Annotated in this window: 18 protein-coding genes; 3 read left to right on the forward strand and 15 right to left on the reverse strand. The window is 75.0% G+C overall.

Annotated features, from left to right (window positions below):
• Positions 1–156: 156 nt before the first annotated feature.
• Together ANAEK_RS11025 and ANAEK_RS11030 are read left to right on the forward strand one after the other, a co-directional pair.
• Complete coding sequence (locus ANAEK_RS11025; RefSeq protein ID WP_012526225.1) at positions 157–1,563, forward strand: NapC/NirT family cytochrome c; 1,407 nt, start codon at positions 157–159, stop codon at positions 1,561–1,563.
• Between the two features lie 79 nt (positions 1,564–1,642).
• Positions 1,643–2,290 (forward strand): hypothetical protein, encoded by a 648-nt coding sequence (locus ANAEK_RS11030; RefSeq protein ID WP_012526226.1) that lies wholly within the window; start codon positions 1,643–1,645, stop codon positions 2,288–2,290.
• Between the two features lie 7 nt (positions 2,291–2,297).
• Here ANAEK_RS11030 and ANAEK_RS11035 read toward each other — a convergent pair whose 3' ends face one another.
• From ANAEK_RS11035 to ANAEK_RS11100, 14 genes are all read right to left on the reverse strand, one after another.
• Positions 2,298–2,696: a (deoxy)nucleoside triphosphate pyrophosphohydrolase gene (locus ANAEK_RS11035; RefSeq protein WP_012526227.1), complete on the reverse strand. Its 399-nt coding sequence runs from the start codon at positions 2,694–2,696 to the stop codon at positions 2,298–2,300.
• Positions 2,693–3,784 carry a PQQ-binding-like beta-propeller repeat protein gene (locus ANAEK_RS11040; protein WP_012526228.1) on the reverse strand — a complete coding sequence of 364 codons (1,092 nt, stop codon included), beginning with the start codon at positions 3,782–3,784 and terminating at the stop codon, positions 2,693–2,695. Before ANAEK_RS11040 ends, ANAEK_RS11035 begins: the two co-directional genes overlap by 4 nt.
• Positions 3,781–4,512 carry a tol-pal system YbgF family protein gene (locus tag ANAEK_RS11045; RefSeq protein ID WP_012526229.1) on the reverse strand — a complete coding sequence of 244 codons (732 nt, stop codon included), beginning with the start codon at positions 4,510–4,512 and terminating at the stop codon, positions 3,781–3,783. Before ANAEK_RS11045 ends, ANAEK_RS11040 begins: the two co-directional genes overlap by 4 nt.
• Before the next feature lie 112 nt (positions 4,513–4,624).
• The gene (gene der, locus ANAEK_RS11050; RefSeq protein ID WP_012526230.1) at positions 4,625–6,022 is read right to left on the reverse strand and encodes a ribosome biogenesis GTPase Der; all 1,398 of its coding nucleotides are present in this window, start codon (positions 6,020–6,022) and stop codon (positions 4,625–4,627) included.
• Positions 6,019–6,951 carry a GTPase Era gene (gene era, locus ANAEK_RS11055; protein WP_012526231.1) on the reverse strand — a complete coding sequence of 311 codons (933 nt, stop codon included), beginning with the start codon at positions 6,949–6,951 and terminating at the stop codon, positions 6,019–6,021. Before era ends, der begins: the two co-directional genes overlap by 4 nt.
• 79 nt (positions 6,952–7,030) lie before the next feature.
• Positions 7,031–7,537 carry a peptidylprolyl isomerase gene (locus ANAEK_RS11060; RefSeq protein ID WP_012526232.1) on the reverse strand — a complete coding sequence of 169 codons (507 nt, stop codon included), beginning with the start codon at positions 7,535–7,537 and terminating at the stop codon, positions 7,031–7,033.
• 59 nt (positions 7,538–7,596) lie between these two features.
• Positions 7,597–8,289 (reverse strand): peptidylprolyl isomerase, encoded by a 693-nt coding sequence (locus tag ANAEK_RS11065; protein ID WP_012526233.1) that lies wholly within the window; start codon positions 8,287–8,289, stop codon positions 7,597–7,599.
• Positions 8,290–8,344: 55 nt separating this feature from the next.
• A complete protein-coding gene (gene rnc / locus ANAEK_RS11070) occupies positions 8,345–9,496 on the reverse strand; it encodes a ribonuclease III (RefSeq protein ID WP_012526234.1) in 1,152 nt (383 codons plus the stop codon).
• 15 nt (positions 9,497–9,511) lie between these two features.
• On the reverse strand, positions 9,512–10,546 hold the full coding sequence (gene meaB, locus ANAEK_RS11075; protein ID WP_012526235.1) for a methylmalonyl Co-A mutase-associated GTPase MeaB: 1,035 nt from the start codon (positions 10,544–10,546) through the stop codon (positions 9,512–9,514).
• Complete coding sequence (locus ANAEK_RS11080; protein ID WP_012526236.1) at positions 10,546–11,856, reverse strand: hypothetical protein; 1,311 nt, start codon at positions 11,854–11,856, stop codon at positions 10,546–10,548. The genes meaB and ANAEK_RS11080 overlap by 1 nt, the downstream gene beginning before the upstream one ends.
• 66 nt (positions 11,857–11,922) lie before the next feature.
• The gene (locus ANAEK_RS11085) at positions 11,923–13,062 is read right to left on the reverse strand and encodes an acyl-CoA dehydrogenase family protein (RefSeq protein ID WP_012526237.1); all 1,140 of its coding nucleotides are present in this window, start codon (positions 13,060–13,062) and stop codon (positions 11,923–11,925) included.
• Between the two features lie 8 nt (positions 13,063–13,070).
• The gene (locus tag ANAEK_RS11090; protein ID WP_049778388.1) at positions 13,071–14,645 is read right to left on the reverse strand and encodes an acyl-CoA carboxylase subunit beta; all 1,575 of its coding nucleotides are present in this window, start codon (positions 14,643–14,645) and stop codon (positions 13,071–13,073) included.
• A gap of 46 nt (positions 14,646–14,691) precedes the next feature.
• Positions 14,692–15,465 (reverse strand): enoyl-CoA hydratase-related protein, encoded by a 774-nt coding sequence (locus ANAEK_RS11095; protein ID WP_012526239.1) that lies wholly within the window; start codon positions 15,463–15,465, stop codon positions 14,692–14,694.
• 1 nt (position 15,466) lies between these two features.
• Positions 15,467–16,393 carry a hydroxymethylglutaryl-CoA lyase gene (locus ANAEK_RS11100; protein ID WP_012526240.1) on the reverse strand — a complete coding sequence of 309 codons (927 nt, stop codon included), beginning with the start codon at positions 16,391–16,393 and terminating at the stop codon, positions 15,467–15,469.
• Positions 16,394–16,522: 129 nt separating this feature from the next.
• On the opposite strand from ANAEK_RS11100, the gene ANAEK_RS11105 reads away from it, so the two are divergent.
• A complete protein-coding gene (locus ANAEK_RS11105) occupies positions 16,523–16,807 on the forward strand; it encodes a rhodanese-like domain-containing protein (protein WP_012526241.1) in 285 nt (94 codons plus the stop codon).
• Between the two features lie 149 nt (positions 16,808–16,956).
• Here the strand turns inward: ANAEK_RS11105 and thiC are convergent, their stop codons facing one another.
• A complete protein-coding gene (gene thiC, locus ANAEK_RS11110; protein ID WP_012526242.1) occupies positions 16,957–18,348 on the reverse strand; it encodes a phosphomethylpyrimidine synthase ThiC in 1,392 nt (463 codons plus the stop codon).
• Between the last annotated feature and the right edge of the window lie 16 nt (positions 18,349–18,364).

Genomic DNA, 18,364 nt, shown 5'->3' on the forward strand with positions numbered 1-18,364 from the left:
GGAAGTGCGGTGGAGCCCCGTGAGGGGACGCCGAGGCGTGGCGAGCGGGACCCGCGGCCGAGCGACGCAGGGGCGCTCCCGGCGGCGCCCCCGCCCCTGCCCGGCGCTAGAGTGGCGCGCGCGCAGCGGATTCCGCGCGGCGCAGGAGCGCGCCCCATGCCCTCGTCCCGTCCCGGACCCGACTGGCTGCGTCACCCGGTGAGCCTCGCCGGGGCGGCGCTGGCCACGGTCTCCGGCGTCCTGGTGGTGGTGCTGTTCGCCGCCAGCCTGCTCGGCCTGGAGGGCGGCCCGTACCTCGGCATCCTCGCCTACCTGCTGCTCCCCGGGCTGCTGGTGGCGGGCCTGATCCTCGTGCCGGCGGGCGCGGCCCTGGAGCGCCGCCGCCGGGTGCGCCTCGCGGCGCGGGGGGCACCGGAGCCGCCGCTCCCGGTGATGGACCTGAACCAGCCGCGCACCCGGCGCCGGCTGCTGGTGTTCCTGGGCCTCACCACCGTGAACCTGCTGCTGCTGGGCATCGCCTCGTACAAGGGGCTCGAGGTGATGGACTCGCCGGCGTTCTGCGGGTCGTGCCACAGCGTGATGGACCCGGAGGCCTCGGCGCACCGGCGGTCGGCGCACGCGCGGGTCGCCTGCGTCGAGTGCCACATCGGCCCGGGCGCGAGCTGGTTCGTGAAGTCGAAGCTCTCCGGCGCCTGGCAGGTGGTGTCGGTCGCGCTCGATCTCTACCCGCGCCCGATCCCCACGCCCGTCCAGAACCTGCGCCCGGCGCGCGACACCTGCGAGCAGTGCCACTGGCCCACCAAGCTGGTGGGCGACCGGCTGAAGGTGATCACCCGCCACGCCGACGACGCCGGCAGCACGCCGCTGCGCACCGTGCTGGTGGTCCACGTGGGCGGGGCGCAGGGGCTCGGGGCGCGGACCCGCGGCATCCACTGGCACGTGGACCCCGGCGTGCGCATCCGCTACCTCGCCGACGAGAAGCGCGAGACCATCGGGACGGTCGAGCTGACCGGCCCGGACGGCGCACGCGCCACGTTCCGCTCGAAGGCGCCCGCCGGCGAGGCGCGCTGGCGCGAGATGGACTGCGTGGACTGCCACAACCGGCCCACGCACGTGTACCGGTCGCCGGAGGACGAGGTGGACGCCGCGCTGGCGGCGGGGCGCATCGACGCGGCGGCGCTCCCGTTCGCGCGCCGCGAGGCGCTGAAGGCGCTCCGCGCCGGGTACCCGTCCCACGAGGCGGCGCGGGCGGGCATCGCCGCGGCGCTCGGCGCGTTCTACGCCGGGCCGGAGGGCGACGGCGCGCCGCGCGAGGCGGTGGAGCGCGCCGCGAGCGAGCTCGGCGACGCGTGGGCGCGCAACGTGTGGCCCTCCATGCGCATCGCCTGGGGGACCTATCCGTCGCTGCTCGGCCACGAGGCCGCGCCCGGGTGCTTCCGCTGCCACGACGGCGACCACGAGACCGAGGACGGCCGGGCCATCCGCGCGGACTGCGATCTGTGCCACGAGATCCTCGCGCAGGACGAGAAGGACCCGGCCGTCCTGAAGCTGCTCGCCCCGTGAGAACGTTGGCGCCCCAAGGATCTCGCCGGGCGCGCCTTCCGCTCCCGCCGCGGCGGCACGCGTGGTAGCTTGGGCCGCCATGCCGATGCCCCGAGCCGTGCTCGCCACCGCGCTCGCCGCCCTGCTCTCCGGGGGCTGTGAGCGCTCACCGCAGCCCGCCGCCGGCGCTCCGCCGCAGCCCGCGCCCGGCGCCGCGGCCCCCGCGCCCGCGGCGCCTGCAGACGCCCCGCCGGCGCCCTCCCCCGGCGCCGCCGGCGCCGCCGCGCCCGCGGAGGCACCCGCCCCCGCGCAGCCCGGCGCCGCCGCCGATCCCGCCGCCGCGTTCACCGTGCTCCGCGACCCGGTCGCGCTGGAGCCCGGCGGCGCGGCGCTGCCGCTCGCGCTCCAGGCCGAGACGGTGGTGGACGCCGGCGCGCACTTCCGCCTCGACCTCACGGTCGCCAGCGCCGACGCCCGCCTGGCCCTGCTCGACGCGAACGACGCGGCGGTGGCCGCGGCCGGCACGCACGAGGTGGGCACCACCACGCGCCTGACCCTCTCGCCCTCCGAGCCGCTGCGGCCGGGCAGCCGCTACACGCTCCGCCTCGACGGCGCCGCCACCCGCGAGTTCCACGACGCGGCCGGCAAGGCGTACGCGCCGGCCGGCCTCAGCGTGCTGGTCGCCGGCACGCCGCCGCCGCCCGAGCCGAAGCCGCAGCCCGCGAAGCGCAAGCGCCGCGCGCGGTGACGGGGCGTCAGGGCGCCGAGCGGCGCTCGAGCTCGCCCAGCACGGCGCGGTCCGCCTCGAGGAAGTCGTAGCCGGCCAGCGTGCCCACCGGCGCCCAGGCGATCTCGGCCACCCCGAGCGCGCACGGCACCTGGTCCGAGGCGAGCGCGCCGGCGTAGAACGCCAGCTCGACCTCGAGCGCCGGGTAGCGGTGCTCGTGCCGGAGCAGGAGCGCGCCCACCGCGAGCTCGCAGCCCAGCTCCTCGCGGATCTCGCGCCGGAGCGCGTCGGGCTCGGACTCGCCGGCCTCGACCTTGCCGCCGGGGAACTCCCACTGGCCGCGCAGGCCGTCGCGGTCGGGCCGGCGGGTGACGAGGATGGCGTCGCCCCGCCGGACGACGGCCGCGACGACGCGGATCCGCTTCACCGCAGGTCGAGCGCGAGCAGGTCGCCGCCGTTGGAGAGCACGTACACGCGCTCGCCGCCGACGCCCGGCGTGGAGGAGATGCCGGTGCCGGGGTCGAGCACGCGCAGCGTGCGCCCGCTCGACGCCTCCAGGAACCGGAGCCCGCCCTGGCCGGCGGGCACGAGCACCCACGGCCCGGCGATCACCGGCGCGCCGCCGCCGGGCGCGCCGCCCAGCGGCGCCGTCCAGAGGACGTGGCCGGCCGCGGGGTCGAGCGCGTGGACCGAGCTGGAGGTGACCGCGATCACGGCCCCGCGCCCGAGCACGAGCCGCGCCGCGCCGGGGGCGCGGAAGGCCCAGACCGGATCGCCGGTGGCCGCGTCCATCGCCAGCACCGCGCCGGAGAACGCGGTCGCGTACAGGTGCTTGCCGTCGAGCTGGATCGCGTCCACGTCGAGGTAGTCGCCGGCGGGCGCCACGGTGCGCTCCCACCGCGTCGCGCCGTTCGCCACGTCGAGCGCCGCCACCCAGCCGTCGGAGTAGCCGGCCCACACCGTGCCGCCGCGGGCGACCGGCCAGGCGGCGCCGCGGACCGTGAACCCGCCGCGCGCCTCGCGCCGGTGGTGCCACTTCCAGGCGCCGGTCTTCGCGTCCACCGCGAACAGCGTGTCCTGCAGGCTCATCACGAAGACGGTGCCGTCCGCGACGGCCGGGCGCGTGCCCAGCTCCTCCTTCGCGTCGTAGCGCCACAGCTCCTTGCCGGTGGCCATCGCCAGCGCGTAGAGCCGCCCGTCGGTGCACCCGACGTAGGCGACGCCGTGGTCGATGGCGGGCGGCGCCCAGAAGCTGCCCGCCGTGCGGAGCTCCCAGGCCACCGAGCCGTCCGGCCGGAGCGCGTGGACCCAGCCGTCGCGCGTGCCGAACACCGCGTAGCCGGTCTCCGGGTCCACCGCCACGCCGCCCGGCTCGAGCGGGCGCGACTCCATCGCCTGCGGCCCGACCACCGGGCGCATCCAGGCGATGCGGTACAGGTCCAGCGGGCCGGCCGGCAGGCGCGACGACACGCCCGGCCCCGCCGCCAGCGCGAGCGCCAGCGCGAGCGCCGTCACTCCTTGCCACCCAGCCGCGCGAGCCGCTCGGACGCCTCGGGCGTGAGCAGCGAGTCCTTGTGCTTCTCGGCGAAGCCGGCCAGCAGCGCCCTGGCCTCCGACGCCTTCCCCGCGGCGGCGAGCACGCGGGCCCGCTCCAGATCGGCTAGGTCGGCCATCTTCGGCGCCTCGGTGGCGAGCCGCTCGTACGCCTGCGCCGCGCCGGCGAGATCGCCCTTCGCCTCCCGGACCAGCCCGACGCCCTCCAGCGCGCCGAAGCGGAACGAGTCGTCGGCGGGGGCGTCCTTCAGGTAGCGCTCGTAGGACGCGAGCGCGGCGTCCCAGTCGCCCAGCTTGTAGTGCGCGTCGCCGCGGGCCAGCTCGGCCAGCAGCGCCGGGCCGGTGCCGCCGTGCGCCGCGATCACCTTGTCGGCCTCGGCGATGACCGCGCGCTGCTTCGCCTCCTGCGTCGGGAAGAACGGCCCGGGCACGCCGGGGAGCGGCACGCTCGACACCTCGCCGCCCATGGCCGCGAGCAGGGCCGAGGCGGCCGCGCCGGCGGTCTGCTCGCGCTGCGCGCGCAGCGCGGAGACGGCCGCCACGATCACCAGCGCCGCCACCACCGCGCCGCCCGCGATGACGAGGTGCTTCTTCCGGGAGGCGGCCCAGCTCGCGGCCTGCGTGGCCGCCACCTGGAACTTGTCCGGCTCCTTCATGTCCTTCCGGGTGATCACGGTGTCCTTCGACATGGCGCCTCTCGGGTGCGTGCTCGGCGAAAATGTGAGGAAAACCGGGCCAATCTAGGCGGCTACCCGGGGGGCGTCAAGCGAAAGCCCGCCCCGCCGGGCCGGCCCGACCGCCCTACTCGCGGGGCCGCCGCGGGCGGGCGCGGTGCTGGCGCTCCTTGAACACCAGGCGCATCGGCACCTCCAGCCCGAACGCGTCGCGGAACCGGTTCTCGATGTAGCGGCGGTAGTGGTCGGTCAGGCCGTCCGGGTGGTTGGCCTGGATGACGAACGTGGGCGGGGCGTAGGCCACCTGGGCGACGTAGTAGAGCTTCACCCGGCGCCCGCGGGCAATGGGGGCCGGGTGCTCGTCCTGCAGCGCCTCGAGCAGCTCGTTGAGCTGCGGCGTGGGGAACCGGGCCCGGTACTGCTCCACCAGGCGCGCGGCCTTCTCCAGCACGCGGTGCACGCCGCGCCGCTCCTTCGCGGAGACGAACAGCATCGGCGCGAAGCCCACGAACGGCAGCCGCTTGGTGAGCTCCTTGCGGTACCAGTCCTGCGTGGCGCCCTCGCGCTCGGCGATGTCCCACTTGTTCACCACGATGACCAGCGCCTTGCCCTTCTCCGCCACCAGGCCGAGGAGCCGAGCGTCCTGCTCGACGCCGGCCTCGGTCGCGTCGAGGAGGCACGCCACCACCTCGGCCTGATCCATCGCCTTCATGGCGCGGACCACCGAGAACGACTCGACCTTCAGCGCGATCGAGCGCTTGCGCCGGATCCCGGCGGTGTCGGTGACCACGAAGCGCCGCCCCTTGTGCGCGACGAGCGAGTCGATCGCGTCGCGGGTGGTGCCGGGCACGTCGGAGACCACGAAGCGCTCCTCGCCGAGCAGCGCGTTCACGAACGTGCTCTTGCCCACGTTGGGCCGGCCCACGATGGCGAGCCGGATGTCGCCGACCGGCCGCTCCGCCTCCGACACCTCCTGCGGCTCGTCGGCCTCCTCCGGCGCCGGCGGGAGCGGCGGGAGCGCGAGCTTCTCGACGATCGCGTCCACCAGCCCGGACACGCCGCGCCCGTGCTCGGCCGAGACGGCGTGCACCTCGCCGAACCCGAGCCCGTAGAACTCGGCCAGCGGCACGTCCTCCTCGGTGCGGGCGGTGTCCACCTTGTTCACCGCGACGAACAGCGGCTTGCCGGCGCGCCGGAGCAGGTCCGCCACGTTGCGATCGAGCGCGGTCAGGCCGTCGCGGCCGTCCACCACCAGCACCACCGCCGAGGCCTCGTCCACCGCGAGCTGGGCCTGCTCGCGCACCTGCGACATGAGCCGGTCGCGCGACTCGGGCTCGAAGCCGCCGGTGTCCACCACCGAGACGGCGCGGCCCTCCCAGATCACGTCGGCGTAGTTGCGGTCGCGGGTCACGCCGGGCACGTCCTCCACGATCGCGACGCGCCGGCCGGCCAGCCGGTTGAACAGCGTGGACTTCCCGACGTTGGGGCGGCCCACCAGCGCCACCACGGGACGCGGGGCGGTCACAGGCCGAACCTCTTCAGCGCGCCCTCGCGCTCGCTCCAGCGCTCGTCCACCTTCACCGTCAGCGACAGGAACACCTTGCACCCGAGCAGCCGCTCCAGCCCCTCTCGCGCGCGCGTGCCGATCTTCTTCAGCATCGCGCCCTGCTTGCCGATCACGATCGCCTTCTGCGAGTCGCGCTCGACCACCACCAGCGCCGAGATGCGGACCAGCCCGCCGCGCTCGCGCCGGCCGGACTCGTCGAACTCCTCCACCTCGACCGCGGCCGAGTACGGGATCTCCTGGCGCGTCTGCAGCATCACCTGCTCGCGCACGTACTCCGCCGCCAGCGCGCGCTCCGCCTGGTCGGTGAGCACGTCGGCCGGGAACAGCGGGGCGTCGGACTCGGGCAGCCGCCGGATGAGCGCCTGCACCAGCGTGTCCACGTTCTCCCCGGTGAGCGCCGAGAACGGGACGATGTCGGCCCAGTCGTGCAGGCCGCGGTACGCGTCGATGACCGGCAGCAGCGTGGCGCGGGGCGCGCGGTCCATCTTGTTGACGCCCAGCACCGCCGGCTTCCGCGCGCGCCGGACCTCGTCGATCGCCCAGCGGGTGGACTCGCCCACCTCGACGCGGCCCTCGGGGCCGGTGCCGGCCTCGATGAGCATGAGCACCGCGTCCACCTCCGACAGCGTGGAGAGCGCGGTCTCGACCATGCGCCGGTTGAGCGCGCCCTTGGCCTTGTGCAGGCCGGGGGTGTCGAAGAACGCCACCTGCGCGCCCGGGACGTTGTGGACGCCCAGGATGCGGGTGCGGGTGGTCTGCGGGCGGGGGCTGACGATGGCCACGTGCTCGCCGAGCACGCGGTTCAGCAGCGTGGACTTCCCCACGTTCGGCCGGCCGACGATGGCGACGAAGCCGGCGCGGAACGGGGTCTTCTTCTTGCTGGCCATGGAGGTGATCGCGCCCGCGCCCGTCCGCTCGAGGCGGAGGGGGCGCGGGCGCCCGGGTTCCTTCGTGCGGCGGCGCGCGCTAGGGCTGCGCGCCGCGGGTGATGGTGACCTTCTCGAGCTTGACCTTGGCGTTGCCGGCGCGGGTGATCTTCGGGACGAGCTCCCCGCCCTTGACCACCTCGCCGAAGATGGTGTGCCCCTTGTTCAGCCAGGGCGTCTCCACCTCGGTGATGAAGAACTGCGAGCCGTTCGTGTTCGGGCCGGCGTTCGCCATGGCGAGCAGGCCGGGCTTCGAGAACACGTTGTCCGGGCCGATCTCGTCCTCGAACCGGTACCCGGGGCCGCCGGTGCCGGTGCCGAGCGGATCGCCGCCCTGGATCATGAAGTCCGGGATGACGCGGTGGAACACCGTGCCGTCGTAGAGCGGCTTCGTCACCTTCTGGCCGGTGCGCGGGTCGGTCCACTCGCGCGCGCCCTCGGCCAGGTCCACGAAGTTCTTCACGGTCTTGGGCGCCTTCTCCGGCAGCAGCTTCACCACGATGTCGCCCATCGACGTCTTGAACGTCGCGTACATCTCCTCGGCCATGGTTCACCTCTCCCGGCGCGCCGCCGGGTGGCGGGCCCGCGCGCGGGCCCGGGTTGTCGCTACTTGCAGGTGGGGCGCTCGCCGGTGATGGTGACCTTCACCAGCCGCGTCTGCGAGTTCCCGGCGCGGGCGATGCCGCCGACCAGGTCGCAGCCGCACACGCCCTGCCCGAAGCGCGTGTAGCCGCACACGCCCGACTTCGAGTCGCAGGCCCGCGGCTCGAGCTGCGGCACGCGGTCGCCGGCGCCCTCGGTGATGAAGAACTGCGAGCCGTTCGTGTTCGGGCCCGAGTTCGCCATGGCGAGGACGCAGGGCTTCTCGAACAGCCGGGTCCCGGGCGCCGGCAGCTCGTCCTCGAACTTGTAGCCGGGCCCCGAGACGCCGAACGGGAGGTTCTTCTGCGCCGCGCTGCCGAGCGGCGCGCCGCGCGTGGCCGGATCGCCGCCCTGGATCATGAAGCCGGGGATCACGCGGTGGAACAGCAGGCCGTCGAAGTACGGCGCCTTGCGCTGCTGCCCGGTGAGCGGGTCGGTGAACGCCTTCTTGCCCTCGGCGAGCTGGACGAAGTTCTCGACCGTCTTCGGCGCCTCGGCCGGCAGCAGCTTCACGCCGATCTTGCCGCGCGAGGTCTCGAACACCGCGTACAGGTCCTTGCCCTTGGCCGGGGCGGCCGCGGGCGCCTGCGCGCGGGCGGCGGGCGGGACGGCCAGCGACACGAACAGTGAAATCACCAGAAGGGAGGAGCGCGTCATGCCGCGGGATGCTAGTCGCGGGTGGGAGCCCCGGCAAATGGAAAGACGGCGCCCCTCAGCGCCGGGGGCGCGTCCCCTTGCGGGCTCCCTTGGCGGCGCCCTTCCCGGCCGCCGTCTTCCGCTTCGGCGCAGCCTTGCGGGTCCGCGCCGGGGCGGCGGCCTTCCGGCCGCCGGACGGGGCCGCGCGGCGGCGCCGGGGCGCCGGGGCGTGCGGCGGGTGCGCGGTCGCCGCCGGGTCCTCGACCACCCCGGCCGGCTCGCGCGCCGCGCGGCGGTCCTCCGGTTCCGGCTCGGGGGCGATCGCCTCCGGGGGCGCAGGGGGCGCCGGGGCTGGCGTGAGCGCCTCGTCCGGCGCCGGCGGGGCGGCCGGCGCCTCGGCGACCTCGGCCCGCGGTGCGGCCGCGGGGCTCGTGGCCGCGGGCTCCGCCCCGGCCTGGCCTGCCTCCACCGCGAGGCGACGCCCGAGCGCATCCAGCGCGAGCCGCGCCGCCGCCTGCTCCGCGTCCTTCTTCGACCGTCCGGCGCCGCGCCCCAGCACCTCGCCGCGCAGGTCGGTCTCGACCTCGAACGTCTTCGAGTGGTCGGGGCCGTGCTCGGCGACCACGCGGTACCGCGGGGTGGCGCGCAGCCGGCTCTGCGAGAGCTCCTGGAGCTGGGTCTTGAAGTCGCGGTCCAGCGTGCCGGCCGCGGCGCGCGCGAACGCCTCGCCGAGGAAGCGGTCCACGAAGCACAGGACCGCCGGGAGCCCCTGGCCCTGGTACACGGCGGCGATCACCGCCTCCATGGCGTCGGCGAGCAGCGACGACTTCTGCCGGCCGCCGGTCAGCTCCTCGCCGCGCCCGAGGCGGAGCAGCGTCCCGAGGTCGAGCGCGCGCGCCATCCCGGCGAGCCCCTGCTCGTCCACCACCGCGGCGCGCATCTTGGAGAGGTCGCCCTCGCGCGCCGACGGGAAGCGCTCCATGAGCCGGTGCGACACGGCCAGGTCGATGACCGCGTCGCCCAGGAACTCGAGCCGCTCGTTGTCCTGCAGCCCGTCCTCGCGGTGCTCGTTCACGTAGGACTTGTGCGTGAGCGCGGCCAGGGCGGCCTGGCGGTCGGTGACCGCGATGCCGAGCCGCGCCTCCAGCGCGCCCACCGGGTCGAGCGCCGGGTCCGGCTCCGGCGGCGCGCCCGCGGGCTCCTGCGCTGGTCCTCGATCCTCGCCCATCGTCCGCTCTCCCGCTCAGGCCCGCAGCAGCGCGGCCAGCTCCTCCGCGAGCTGGTACGGGTCGGCGCTCCGCGCCGCGATCCGCTCGGCCACCGCGTCCAGCCGCCCCTTCTCCGCCTCGAGGCGCGCCAGCGCCCCGGCCATCAGCCGCTCCCGCAGCACCGCCACGAACGCGGCGCGGGCTCGGGCCACCTCGCGCTCGCGGCGACCGCCGGTGGCCTCGAGGTGCGCGCGGTGCGCGTCCACCGCCGAGATCAGCTCCGCCACGCCCTCGTCGCGCACCGCCACGGTGCGCACGATGGGCGGCTCCCAGGGCGCCTGGGCCGGGCCCTGGGGCGGCACCGGGCCGCCGGTGAAGCGGTGCGCCGCGTCGTGGTCGGCCGGCGCGGGACCCAGGCCCATGACCGTGCGGCGCAGCTCCAGCATGGTCTGCAGGTCGCGCACGGTCCGGTCCGCGCCCTCCCGGTCGGCCTTGTTCACCGCGAACACGTCGGCGATCTCGAGCACGCCCGCCTTGATGGCCTGGACGTCGTCGCCCAGCCCCGGCACCGCCACCACCACCACGGTGTGCGCCAGCGTGGCGACCTCGATCTCGTCCTGCCCGACCCCGACCGTCTCCACCAGGATGACGTCCTTGCCCATGGCGTCCATCACCTGGACCAGGTCGGAGGTGGAGCGCGAGAGGCCGCCCAGGTGGCCGCGGGTGCCGAGCGAGCGGATGAAGACGCCCTCGTCGAGCGCGTGGTCCTGCATCCGGATGCGGTCGCCCAGGATGGCGCCGCCCGAGAACGGGCTGGTGGGGTCGACCGCGATCACGCCGACCGTCTTGCCCAGCCGGCGGTAGTGGCCGATGAGCCGGTCGGTGAGCGAGGACTTGCCGGCGCCGGGCGCGCCGGTGAGCCCCACCACGTACGCCCGGCCGGTCCGCGGGAACAGGGCCCGCAGCGTGGCCTCGGCCTCCGGGAGCCGGTCGTCGAGGTCGCGCATGAGGCGGGCGGCGGCGCGGATCTCGCCCGCGAGCACGCGCTCCGCGATGGATCGGGAGGACATCAGTAGGCCGCCGCCTCGGGGACGAAGTTCGCGACGAGGATCGCGCTGGACATCTTGCGCGGCGCGCCCATGGGCTGCCGCTGGCGATCGAGCTGCCGGTAGATCACGCTGCCGTCCTGCACCTGGTCGATCTGGATGAGCAGGCGCCATCCGCCGCGCTCCTGGGCGAACACCGCCTCGAAGTCCGAGCGCTTCAGGACGCGCGCCGCGCCGTAGGGCCGGCCGTCGATGTCGGTGCCGACGTAGCGGACCTCGTCCGGGCCCGCCTCCTCCACCACCACGCTCATCACCCAGATCTCGCCGGGGTGCGGCATGAGGTGGCTCGGGACCTCGGAGGCCACCGCGACCGGCCCGGGCGCCGGCGCCGGGGCCGCGCCCGGATCCGCCGCGCCCAGCGCGAGCGCCACCACCTTGGCGGTGCCGGGGAAGCTCGCCAGCTCGAAGCGGTCCGACCAGACGTCGCCGTTCGGGCCGATCACCCGCCCCTTGAAGCGGGTGCCCATCTCCCTGCTGGCCACGAACCGGTAGCGGGTGTTGCCGTAGGCGAACTCCTTCACCAGCTCGACCATGGCGTTCGGCGCGAGCATGGCGTCGTCGCCGAACACCTGCGCCAGCGCCGCCAGCGTGAGCGCGTTGCGCGGCGCCGGCGTGGCCGCGAGCGTCGGCGCGGAGGTGGGCGGCGGCGTGAGCGCCGGCGCCGGCGCGGCGGGCCGCATCCGCGACACCGAGCCGACCAGGTAGATCTCGAGGTCGGTCGGGCTGGCGAAGTCGGAGAGGTCGAGCGCGGGGAAGTCCGGCGCGACCTCGAACGGCCGCCCGCCCACCGGCGCGACGCGGGACACCCGCACCGACTCGGGCCCGCCCAGCACCTCGAACGCGTGGGTGGCGGTCTTCACCAGGGCCCGGACCGCCAGGCGCTCCGGGTCGAGCGCGGTCTCCAGCCGCAGCGATCGCATGCGCGCGGCCAGGTCCTGGAGCGCCGCGGCGTGCCGCCCGAGCGCCTGCGCCACCGAGACCTCGAGCCCGGTGGCCCGCTCGTGCTCGTAGAAGTTCACCTCGCCGAGGGCGGCGAGCGGCGCGTCGAGGAAGCGGAGGTGGTCGTGGCCGGTGACCACGAAGCGGCCGCGGGCGATGGTCTGGCCGGTGACGGGGTGCTGGACCCGCCCGGCGAACGCGAGCTCGCCCTCGAGCGTCTCGCGGTCGGCGCCGAGGCGGACGGGGATCCCGAGCGCGGACAGCTTGCGCGAGGCGATCTGGTTCAGGCGCTCGCGCGGGATCTTTCCGATGATGGTGTGTTCGCCTTCGCCCATGGTGTCCCACGCGCGCGCGCCACGGGCGTCCCGCCCGTCCGGCGCGCTCCCCTTCCGCGCGAGAGACTACCTCAGAATCTCCCGCGAGATGACCATCCGCTGCACCTCGCTCGTCCCCTCGCCGATCTCGGTCAGCTTGGCGTCGCGAAAATGGCGCTCCACCGGGAAGTCGCGGGTGTAGCCGTAGCCGCCGTGGATCTGGATCGCGCGGGAGGTGGCGCGCATGGCGGCCTCGCTCGCGTAGAGCTTCGCCATCGAGGCCGCCGTGCCGAACGGCTCGCCCGCGTCGCACAGGGCGGCCGCCCGCCGGACCAGCAGCCGCGCCGCGTCGAGCTCGGTGGCCATGTCGGCGAGCATGAAGCCGATCGCCTGGAACTCGGCGATGGGTTTGCCGAACGCCTGGCGCTCCTTCGCGTACGCCCGGGCCTCCTCCAGCGCGCCCCGGCCCAGCCCCACCGCGAGCGCGCCGATGGTGATCCGGCCGCGGTCGAGGATCTGCAGCGTGTCGATGAAGCCGTGGTCCACCTCGCCGAGCCGCTGCGCGTCCGGGACCTCGACCTCGTCCAGGAACAGCTGCGCGGTGTCGGAGCTGCGCATGCCGAGCTTGCCGTGGATGGGACGCTGGGTGAACCCGCTCATCCCCGGCTCGAGGATGAACGCGGTGATCCCGTGGTGGCGCCGCCCCGGGTCGGTGCGGGCCAGCACCACGAAGCTGCCGCCCACCGTCCCCTGCGTGATGAACGTCTTCGAGCCGGAGAGCGCCCAGGCGTCGCCGCGGCGCACCGCGGTGGTGCGCATCGCCGAGGCGTCCGAGCCGCTCCCCGGCTCGGTGAGCGCCCAGGCGGCCAGGCGCTCGCCCGTCGCGAGGGACGGCAGGTACCGCTCCTTCTGCGCGTCGGTGCCGAACCGCGCGATGTGGCCGGTGCCGAGCCCGTTGTGGCTCGCCACGGTGAGGGCGAGCGAGCCGTCGAAGCGCGCGACCTCCTCCACCACCACCGCCACCGCCAGCGCGCCCATGCCGGCGCCGCCGTACCGCTCCGGCACCGTGATGCCGAGCAGGCCCATGGCGCCGAGCTTCGCCACCACCTCGCGCGGGAACGTCTCGCTCGCGTCCCACGCGGCGGCGTGCGGCCGCACCTCCGCCTCGCAGAACGCGCGCACGGTCCGCTGGATCTCGACCAGCTCCTCGGGGAGTTCGAAGTCCATGTGGGCTCCTAGACCGGGAGGACGCCGCGCTTGCGCTCGCGCGTCGGCTCGTGGCCGGCCGCGTAGATCCGGAACCGGCGGGAGAGCTCCTCGCGCAGCCGCTCGCCGGGCACCACCGCGTCCACCACCAGCTCGCTCGCCAGCTTGAGCAGGTCGATGTCGGCCCGGTACTCCTCGCGCAGGGCCTGCACGTAGGCGGCCCGCTCGCCCTCGGGCCGCTCCTGGATCTTGTTGAAGAAGACCGCGTTCACCGCCGCCTCCGGCCCCATCACCGCGATCATGGCCTCCGGCAGCGCCAGCGTGGCGGACGGGCCGAACGCCGGGCCGTCCATCGCGTAGAGACCGGCGCCGTACGCCTTGCGCACCACCACGCAGATGCGCGGGACGGTGGCCTCCGAGACCGCGCTGATCATCTTGGCCCCCGCCCGGATGATCCCGGCCCGCTCGACCTTCGTGCCGATCATGAACCCGGGCACGTCGGCGAGGTAGAGCAGCGGCACGTTGAACGCGTCGCACAGCCAGATGAAGCGGGTGGCCTTGTCGGCGGAGTCCACGAACAGCACCCCGCCCTTCACCTTGGGCTGGTTCGCGACGATCCCCACCACCTGGCCGTCGATGCGGGCGAGCCCGGTGACGAGCTCGCCGGCCCAGAGGCGCTTCACCTCCAGGAACGAGCCCTCGTCCACGATCGCGTCGACGAGCTCGAGCATGTCGAACGGCTTGTTCTGGTCGCGCGGCACCACGTCCGCCGGCGCGCGGGCGCCGGGGCGCGGCGGCCGGGCCGGCGCCTCGGGCGGCAGCGCGCGGTGGCTGGAGGGCAGGTACGAGAGCCAGCGGCGCGCCAGGGCGATGGCCTCCTCCTCGGTCTTCACCAGGAAGTCGCCGCAGCCGGACACCGAGCAGTGCATGCGCGCGCCACCCAGCTCCTCCAGCGTCACCTTCTCGCCGATGACCATCTCGGCCATCCGCGGGGAGCCCAGGTACATGGAGGCGTTCCCCTCCACCATCACGACCACGTCGCAGAACGCCGGGATGTACGCGCCGCCCGCCGCAGACGGGCCGAACAGCAGGCAGATCTGGGGGACCACGCCGGAGAGGTGCACCTCGTTGTGGAAGATGCGCCCGGCGCCGCGGCGCCCCGGGAACATCTCCACCTGGTCGGTGATGCGCGCGCCGGCCGAATCCACCAGGTAGAGCAGCGGCAGGCGCTGCGCCGCCGCGACCTCCTGGATGCGCAGGATCTTCTCGACCGTGCGCGCGCCCCAGCTCCCCGCCTTCACGGTGGAGTCGTTCGCCATCACGCAGACCGGGCGGCCGTCCATCCGGCCCATGCCGGTGACGACGCCGTCGGCGGGCAGCTCCGGGTCGAGCGCGTTCGCGAGCGCGCCGTCCTCCACGAAGCTCTCCGGGTCGAGCAGGAGCGCGATCCGCTCCCGCGCGAAGCGCTTGCCCTGCTCGGCGTTCTTGGCGTGGTACTTCGCCGCGCCGCCCTGCTCCACCCGCCGCAGCTCCCGCGCGATGCGCGCGTCCGGCGACTCGTCTCGGGCCACTGCGCCACCTCCGGGCGTTCCGTCCGCGTCCATGGTGCCTTCCCCCGTCGTGTCCTCGCGGCGCGCTGCGCGCCCCGGCTCACTCGCCCGTGAACACCGGCGGGCGCTTCTCGGCGAACGCGGCCAGCGCCTCGCGCCGGTCGCGGGTGCCGAGGCAGTCCTGGTACATCCGGTGCTCCAGCGCGAGCGCCTCCTCGAGCGGCAGGTGGAACCCGCCGTCGATGGCGCGCTTCGCCTGGCGCAGCGACACCGGCGCGTTCCGGGCGATGCGCCCGGCCAGCGCGAGCGCCTCGTCGAGCAGCCGCCCCGGCGGCGCGATCTGCGTGACGAGCCCCATGGCGAGCGCCTCGGCGGCGCCGATCCGGCGCGCGGTGAGGACGAGGTCCTTCGCGCGCGCCACGCCCACCAGCCGCGCCAGCCGCTGCGTGCCGCCGCCGCCCGGGATGATGCCGAGCGCGACCTCGGGCAGCCCGAGCTGGGCCGAGTCGGCGGCGACGCGCAGGTCGCAGGCGAGCGCCAGCTCCAGCCCGCCGCCCAGCGCCGCGCCGTTCAGCGCGGCCACGAACGGCTGCGGCGCCTGCTCGATGCCGCGGAGCGCGTCGCGCAGGCCCTCGTGGAACCGGTGCACGTCGTCGGCGGACATCCCGGCGCGCTCCTTCAGATCGGCGCCGGCGCAGAACGCCTTGTCGCCGTCGCCGGTGACCACCACGCAGCGCAGGGCCCGGTCGCCCCCGGCGCGCGCCAGCTGCGCGCGCAGCGCGCCCAGCAGCCCCACCGTGATCGAGTTCCGGCGCGAGGCGCCGTCGATGGTCCACACCTCGACCGCGTCCTTGCGCTCCACCCGGAGATCCATGTCAGCCTCCCGCCCGCGCCAGCTCCGCCTGGAGCGCCTTGCCCGGCAAGGTCCGCCCCACCAGCCGCTGCGCCAGCGCGCCGGCGGCCACCAGCTTCCGGAAGTCCACCCCGGTCTCGATCCCCATCCCGTCGAGCATGTAGACGAGGTCCTCGGTGGCGAGGTTCCCGGAGGCGCCCGGCGCGTACGGGCAGCCGCCCAGGCCGCCGATCGACGCGTCGAACGTCGTGACGCCCTCCTCCAGCCCGGCCAGCACGTTCGCGAGCGCGGTGCCGCGGGTGTCGTGCATGTGGAGCGCGATCTGCTCCGGCCGAACGCGCGCGCGCAGCAGCCCGAGGATGCGCCGCGTCTGGTTGGGCGTCCCCACGCCGATGGTATCGCCGAGCGACACCTGGTGGCAGCCGAGCGCGAGCAGCCGCTCGACGATCCCGGCGGCGCGGCCGGGATCGACCGGGCCCTCGTACGGACAGCCCCACACCGTGGAGACGTACCCGCGCACGCGGAGCCCGCGGGCGAGCGCCGCGGGCACGAGCGCCTCCAGCTCCGCCAGCGTCTCCGCCACCGTCCGGTTCAGGTTCTTGCGGTTGTGCGTCTCGGAGGCCGAGAGGAACACCGCGGCCTCCACCGGCGGGTGGCCCTCGCCCGCCCGCGCCAGCGCGACGGCGAGCCGGTCCAGCCCCTTCGCGTTCGGCACCAGCACCACGTACGAGGCCCCGTCCACCGCCGGGAGCGCCGCGGTCACCTCGGCGGCGTCGGCGAGCTGCGGGATCCAGCGCGGCGACACGAAGCTCGAGGCCTCGATGCGCCGCAGCCCCGCGGCCGCGAGCGCCCCGATGAGCGCCAGCTTGTCCGCGGTCGGGACGGTGCGCGCCTCGTTCTGGAGCCCGTCCCGCGGGCCGACCTCGTACACCGTCACCCGGTGGGCCATGTGGCGGATATTAAGGCCCAGGTCCGGGCCGGACCGGTGATCCCGCGTGGGTCCGCGCGGGGCGATGACGTCGCCCGCGCCCCGGGTTAACTCCCCTCCCCGGACCCAACGACCCCACGAGAGGTGAACATGATCCGGTTCCTGCGTCTCACCGTGGTCGCCGCGGCGGCCCTCGCCGCCAGCGCCGGCATCGCCCGCGCCGAGGGCGCGCCGTACCGCGAGGCCTCGGTGGACGAGGTCGCGAGGCTCCTCGGCACGCCCGGCGTGCGCGTGTTCGACGCGAACGGCCCGGAGACCTACGCGAAGGCCCACCTGCCCGGGGCCACGCTGATCGCGTACCGCACGTACGAGGCGCGTGAGCTGCCGCCGGACCGGGACGCGCCGCTGGTCTTCTACTGCAAGAACACGCGTTGAAGCGCGAGCCACGAGGCCGCCCGGCGGGCGGCCAGCTTCGGGCACCGCAACGTGTACGTGATGCCGGCCGGCATCGACGGCTGGGTGGCCGCCGGCAGGCCGGTGGAGAAGGGAGCCCCCCAGCGGCGGTGAGGCGCCTCCGGGTCCGCCTACGGGAGGACCTGGAGGCCGCCGGCCGGCTTCCCGGCCGCGCCGTTCGCCGCCGCGTCCTGCGCGGCGGCCGCCTCGGCGAGGTGGCCGTGGATCTTCATCGAGCAGAACTTCGGCCCGCACATCGAGCAGAACTCCGCCGACTTGAACGCCTCGTGCGGCAGCGTCTCGTCGTGCTTGGCGCGCGCGGTGTCCGGATCGAGCGACAGCTCGAACTGCTTGTTCCAGTCGAACGCGTAGCGGGCGCGCGAGAGCGCGTCGTCGCGGTCGCGGGCGCCCGGCCGGTGGCGCGCCACGTCGGCCGCGTGCGCCGCGATCTTGTAGGCGACGATGCCCTCGCGCACGTCGTCGATGTCCGGCAGGCCCAGGTGCTCGGCCGGCGTGACGTAGCAGAGCATGGCCGCGCCGTGCTGCGCCGCCACCGCCGCGCCGATGGCGCTGGTGATGTGGTCGTACCCCGGCGCGATGTCGGTGACGAGCGGCCCGAGCACGTAGAACGGGGCCTCGCTGCAGAGCTCCCGCTCCTTCTCCATGTTCATGGGGATCTGGTCGAGCGGGACGTGGCCCGGGCCCTCGACCATCACCTGCACCCCGTGCTCCCACGCCTTGCGGGTCAGGTCGCCGAGCGCCTTCAGCTCCGCGAACTGCGCCGCGTCCGACGCGTCGGCCAGGCACCCGGGGCGCAGGCCGTCGCCGAGCGAGAAGGTGACGTCGTAGCGCTTGAAGATCTCGCAGATCTGCTCGAAGTGCGTGAAGAACGGGTTCTCGGCCTTGTTCGCGAGCATCCACTGCGCCATCAGGGCGCCGCCGCGCGAGACGATGCCGGTGATCCGGTGCGCCGCGAGCGGGATGAAGTCCCGCAGCACGCCGGCGTGGATGGTCATGTAGTCCACGCCCTGCGCCGCCTGCGCCTCGATGATCTCGAGCATCAGCTCGGGCGTGAGGTCGGCCACGTCCTTCACGTGCGCCAGGCACTCGTAGATCGGCACCGTGCCCACCGGGATCGGGCTGGCGCGCAGGATCGCCTCGCGGATCTGCGGGATGTCGCCGCCGGTGGAGAGGTCCATCACCGTGTCGGCGCCGTACTTCAGGCACACCCGCAGCTTGGCCAGCTCCTCGTCGATGTTCGACGTGACCGCGCTGTTGCCGATGTTCGCGTTGATCTTGCAGCAGGCCGTGATGCCGATGGCGAGCGGCTCGAGCTCGGGGTGGCGGACGTTCGCCGGGATCACCATCCGGCCGCGCGCCACCTCGGCGCGGACCAGCTCGGGCTCGAGGCGCTCCCGCGCCGCCACGAACGCCATCTCCTCGGTGACGACGCCGCTGCGGGCGTAGTGCATCTGGCTGACGTTGGCCTGCCCACGACGCTTCGCGATCCAGTCGGCGCGCATGCTCTTCACCTGTGAC

The organism is Anaeromyxobacter sp. K (genome assembly GCF_000020805.1).
Taxonomy (GTDB): domain Bacteria; phylum Myxococcota; class Myxococcia; order Myxococcales; family Anaeromyxobacteraceae; genus Anaeromyxobacter; species Anaeromyxobacter dehalogenans.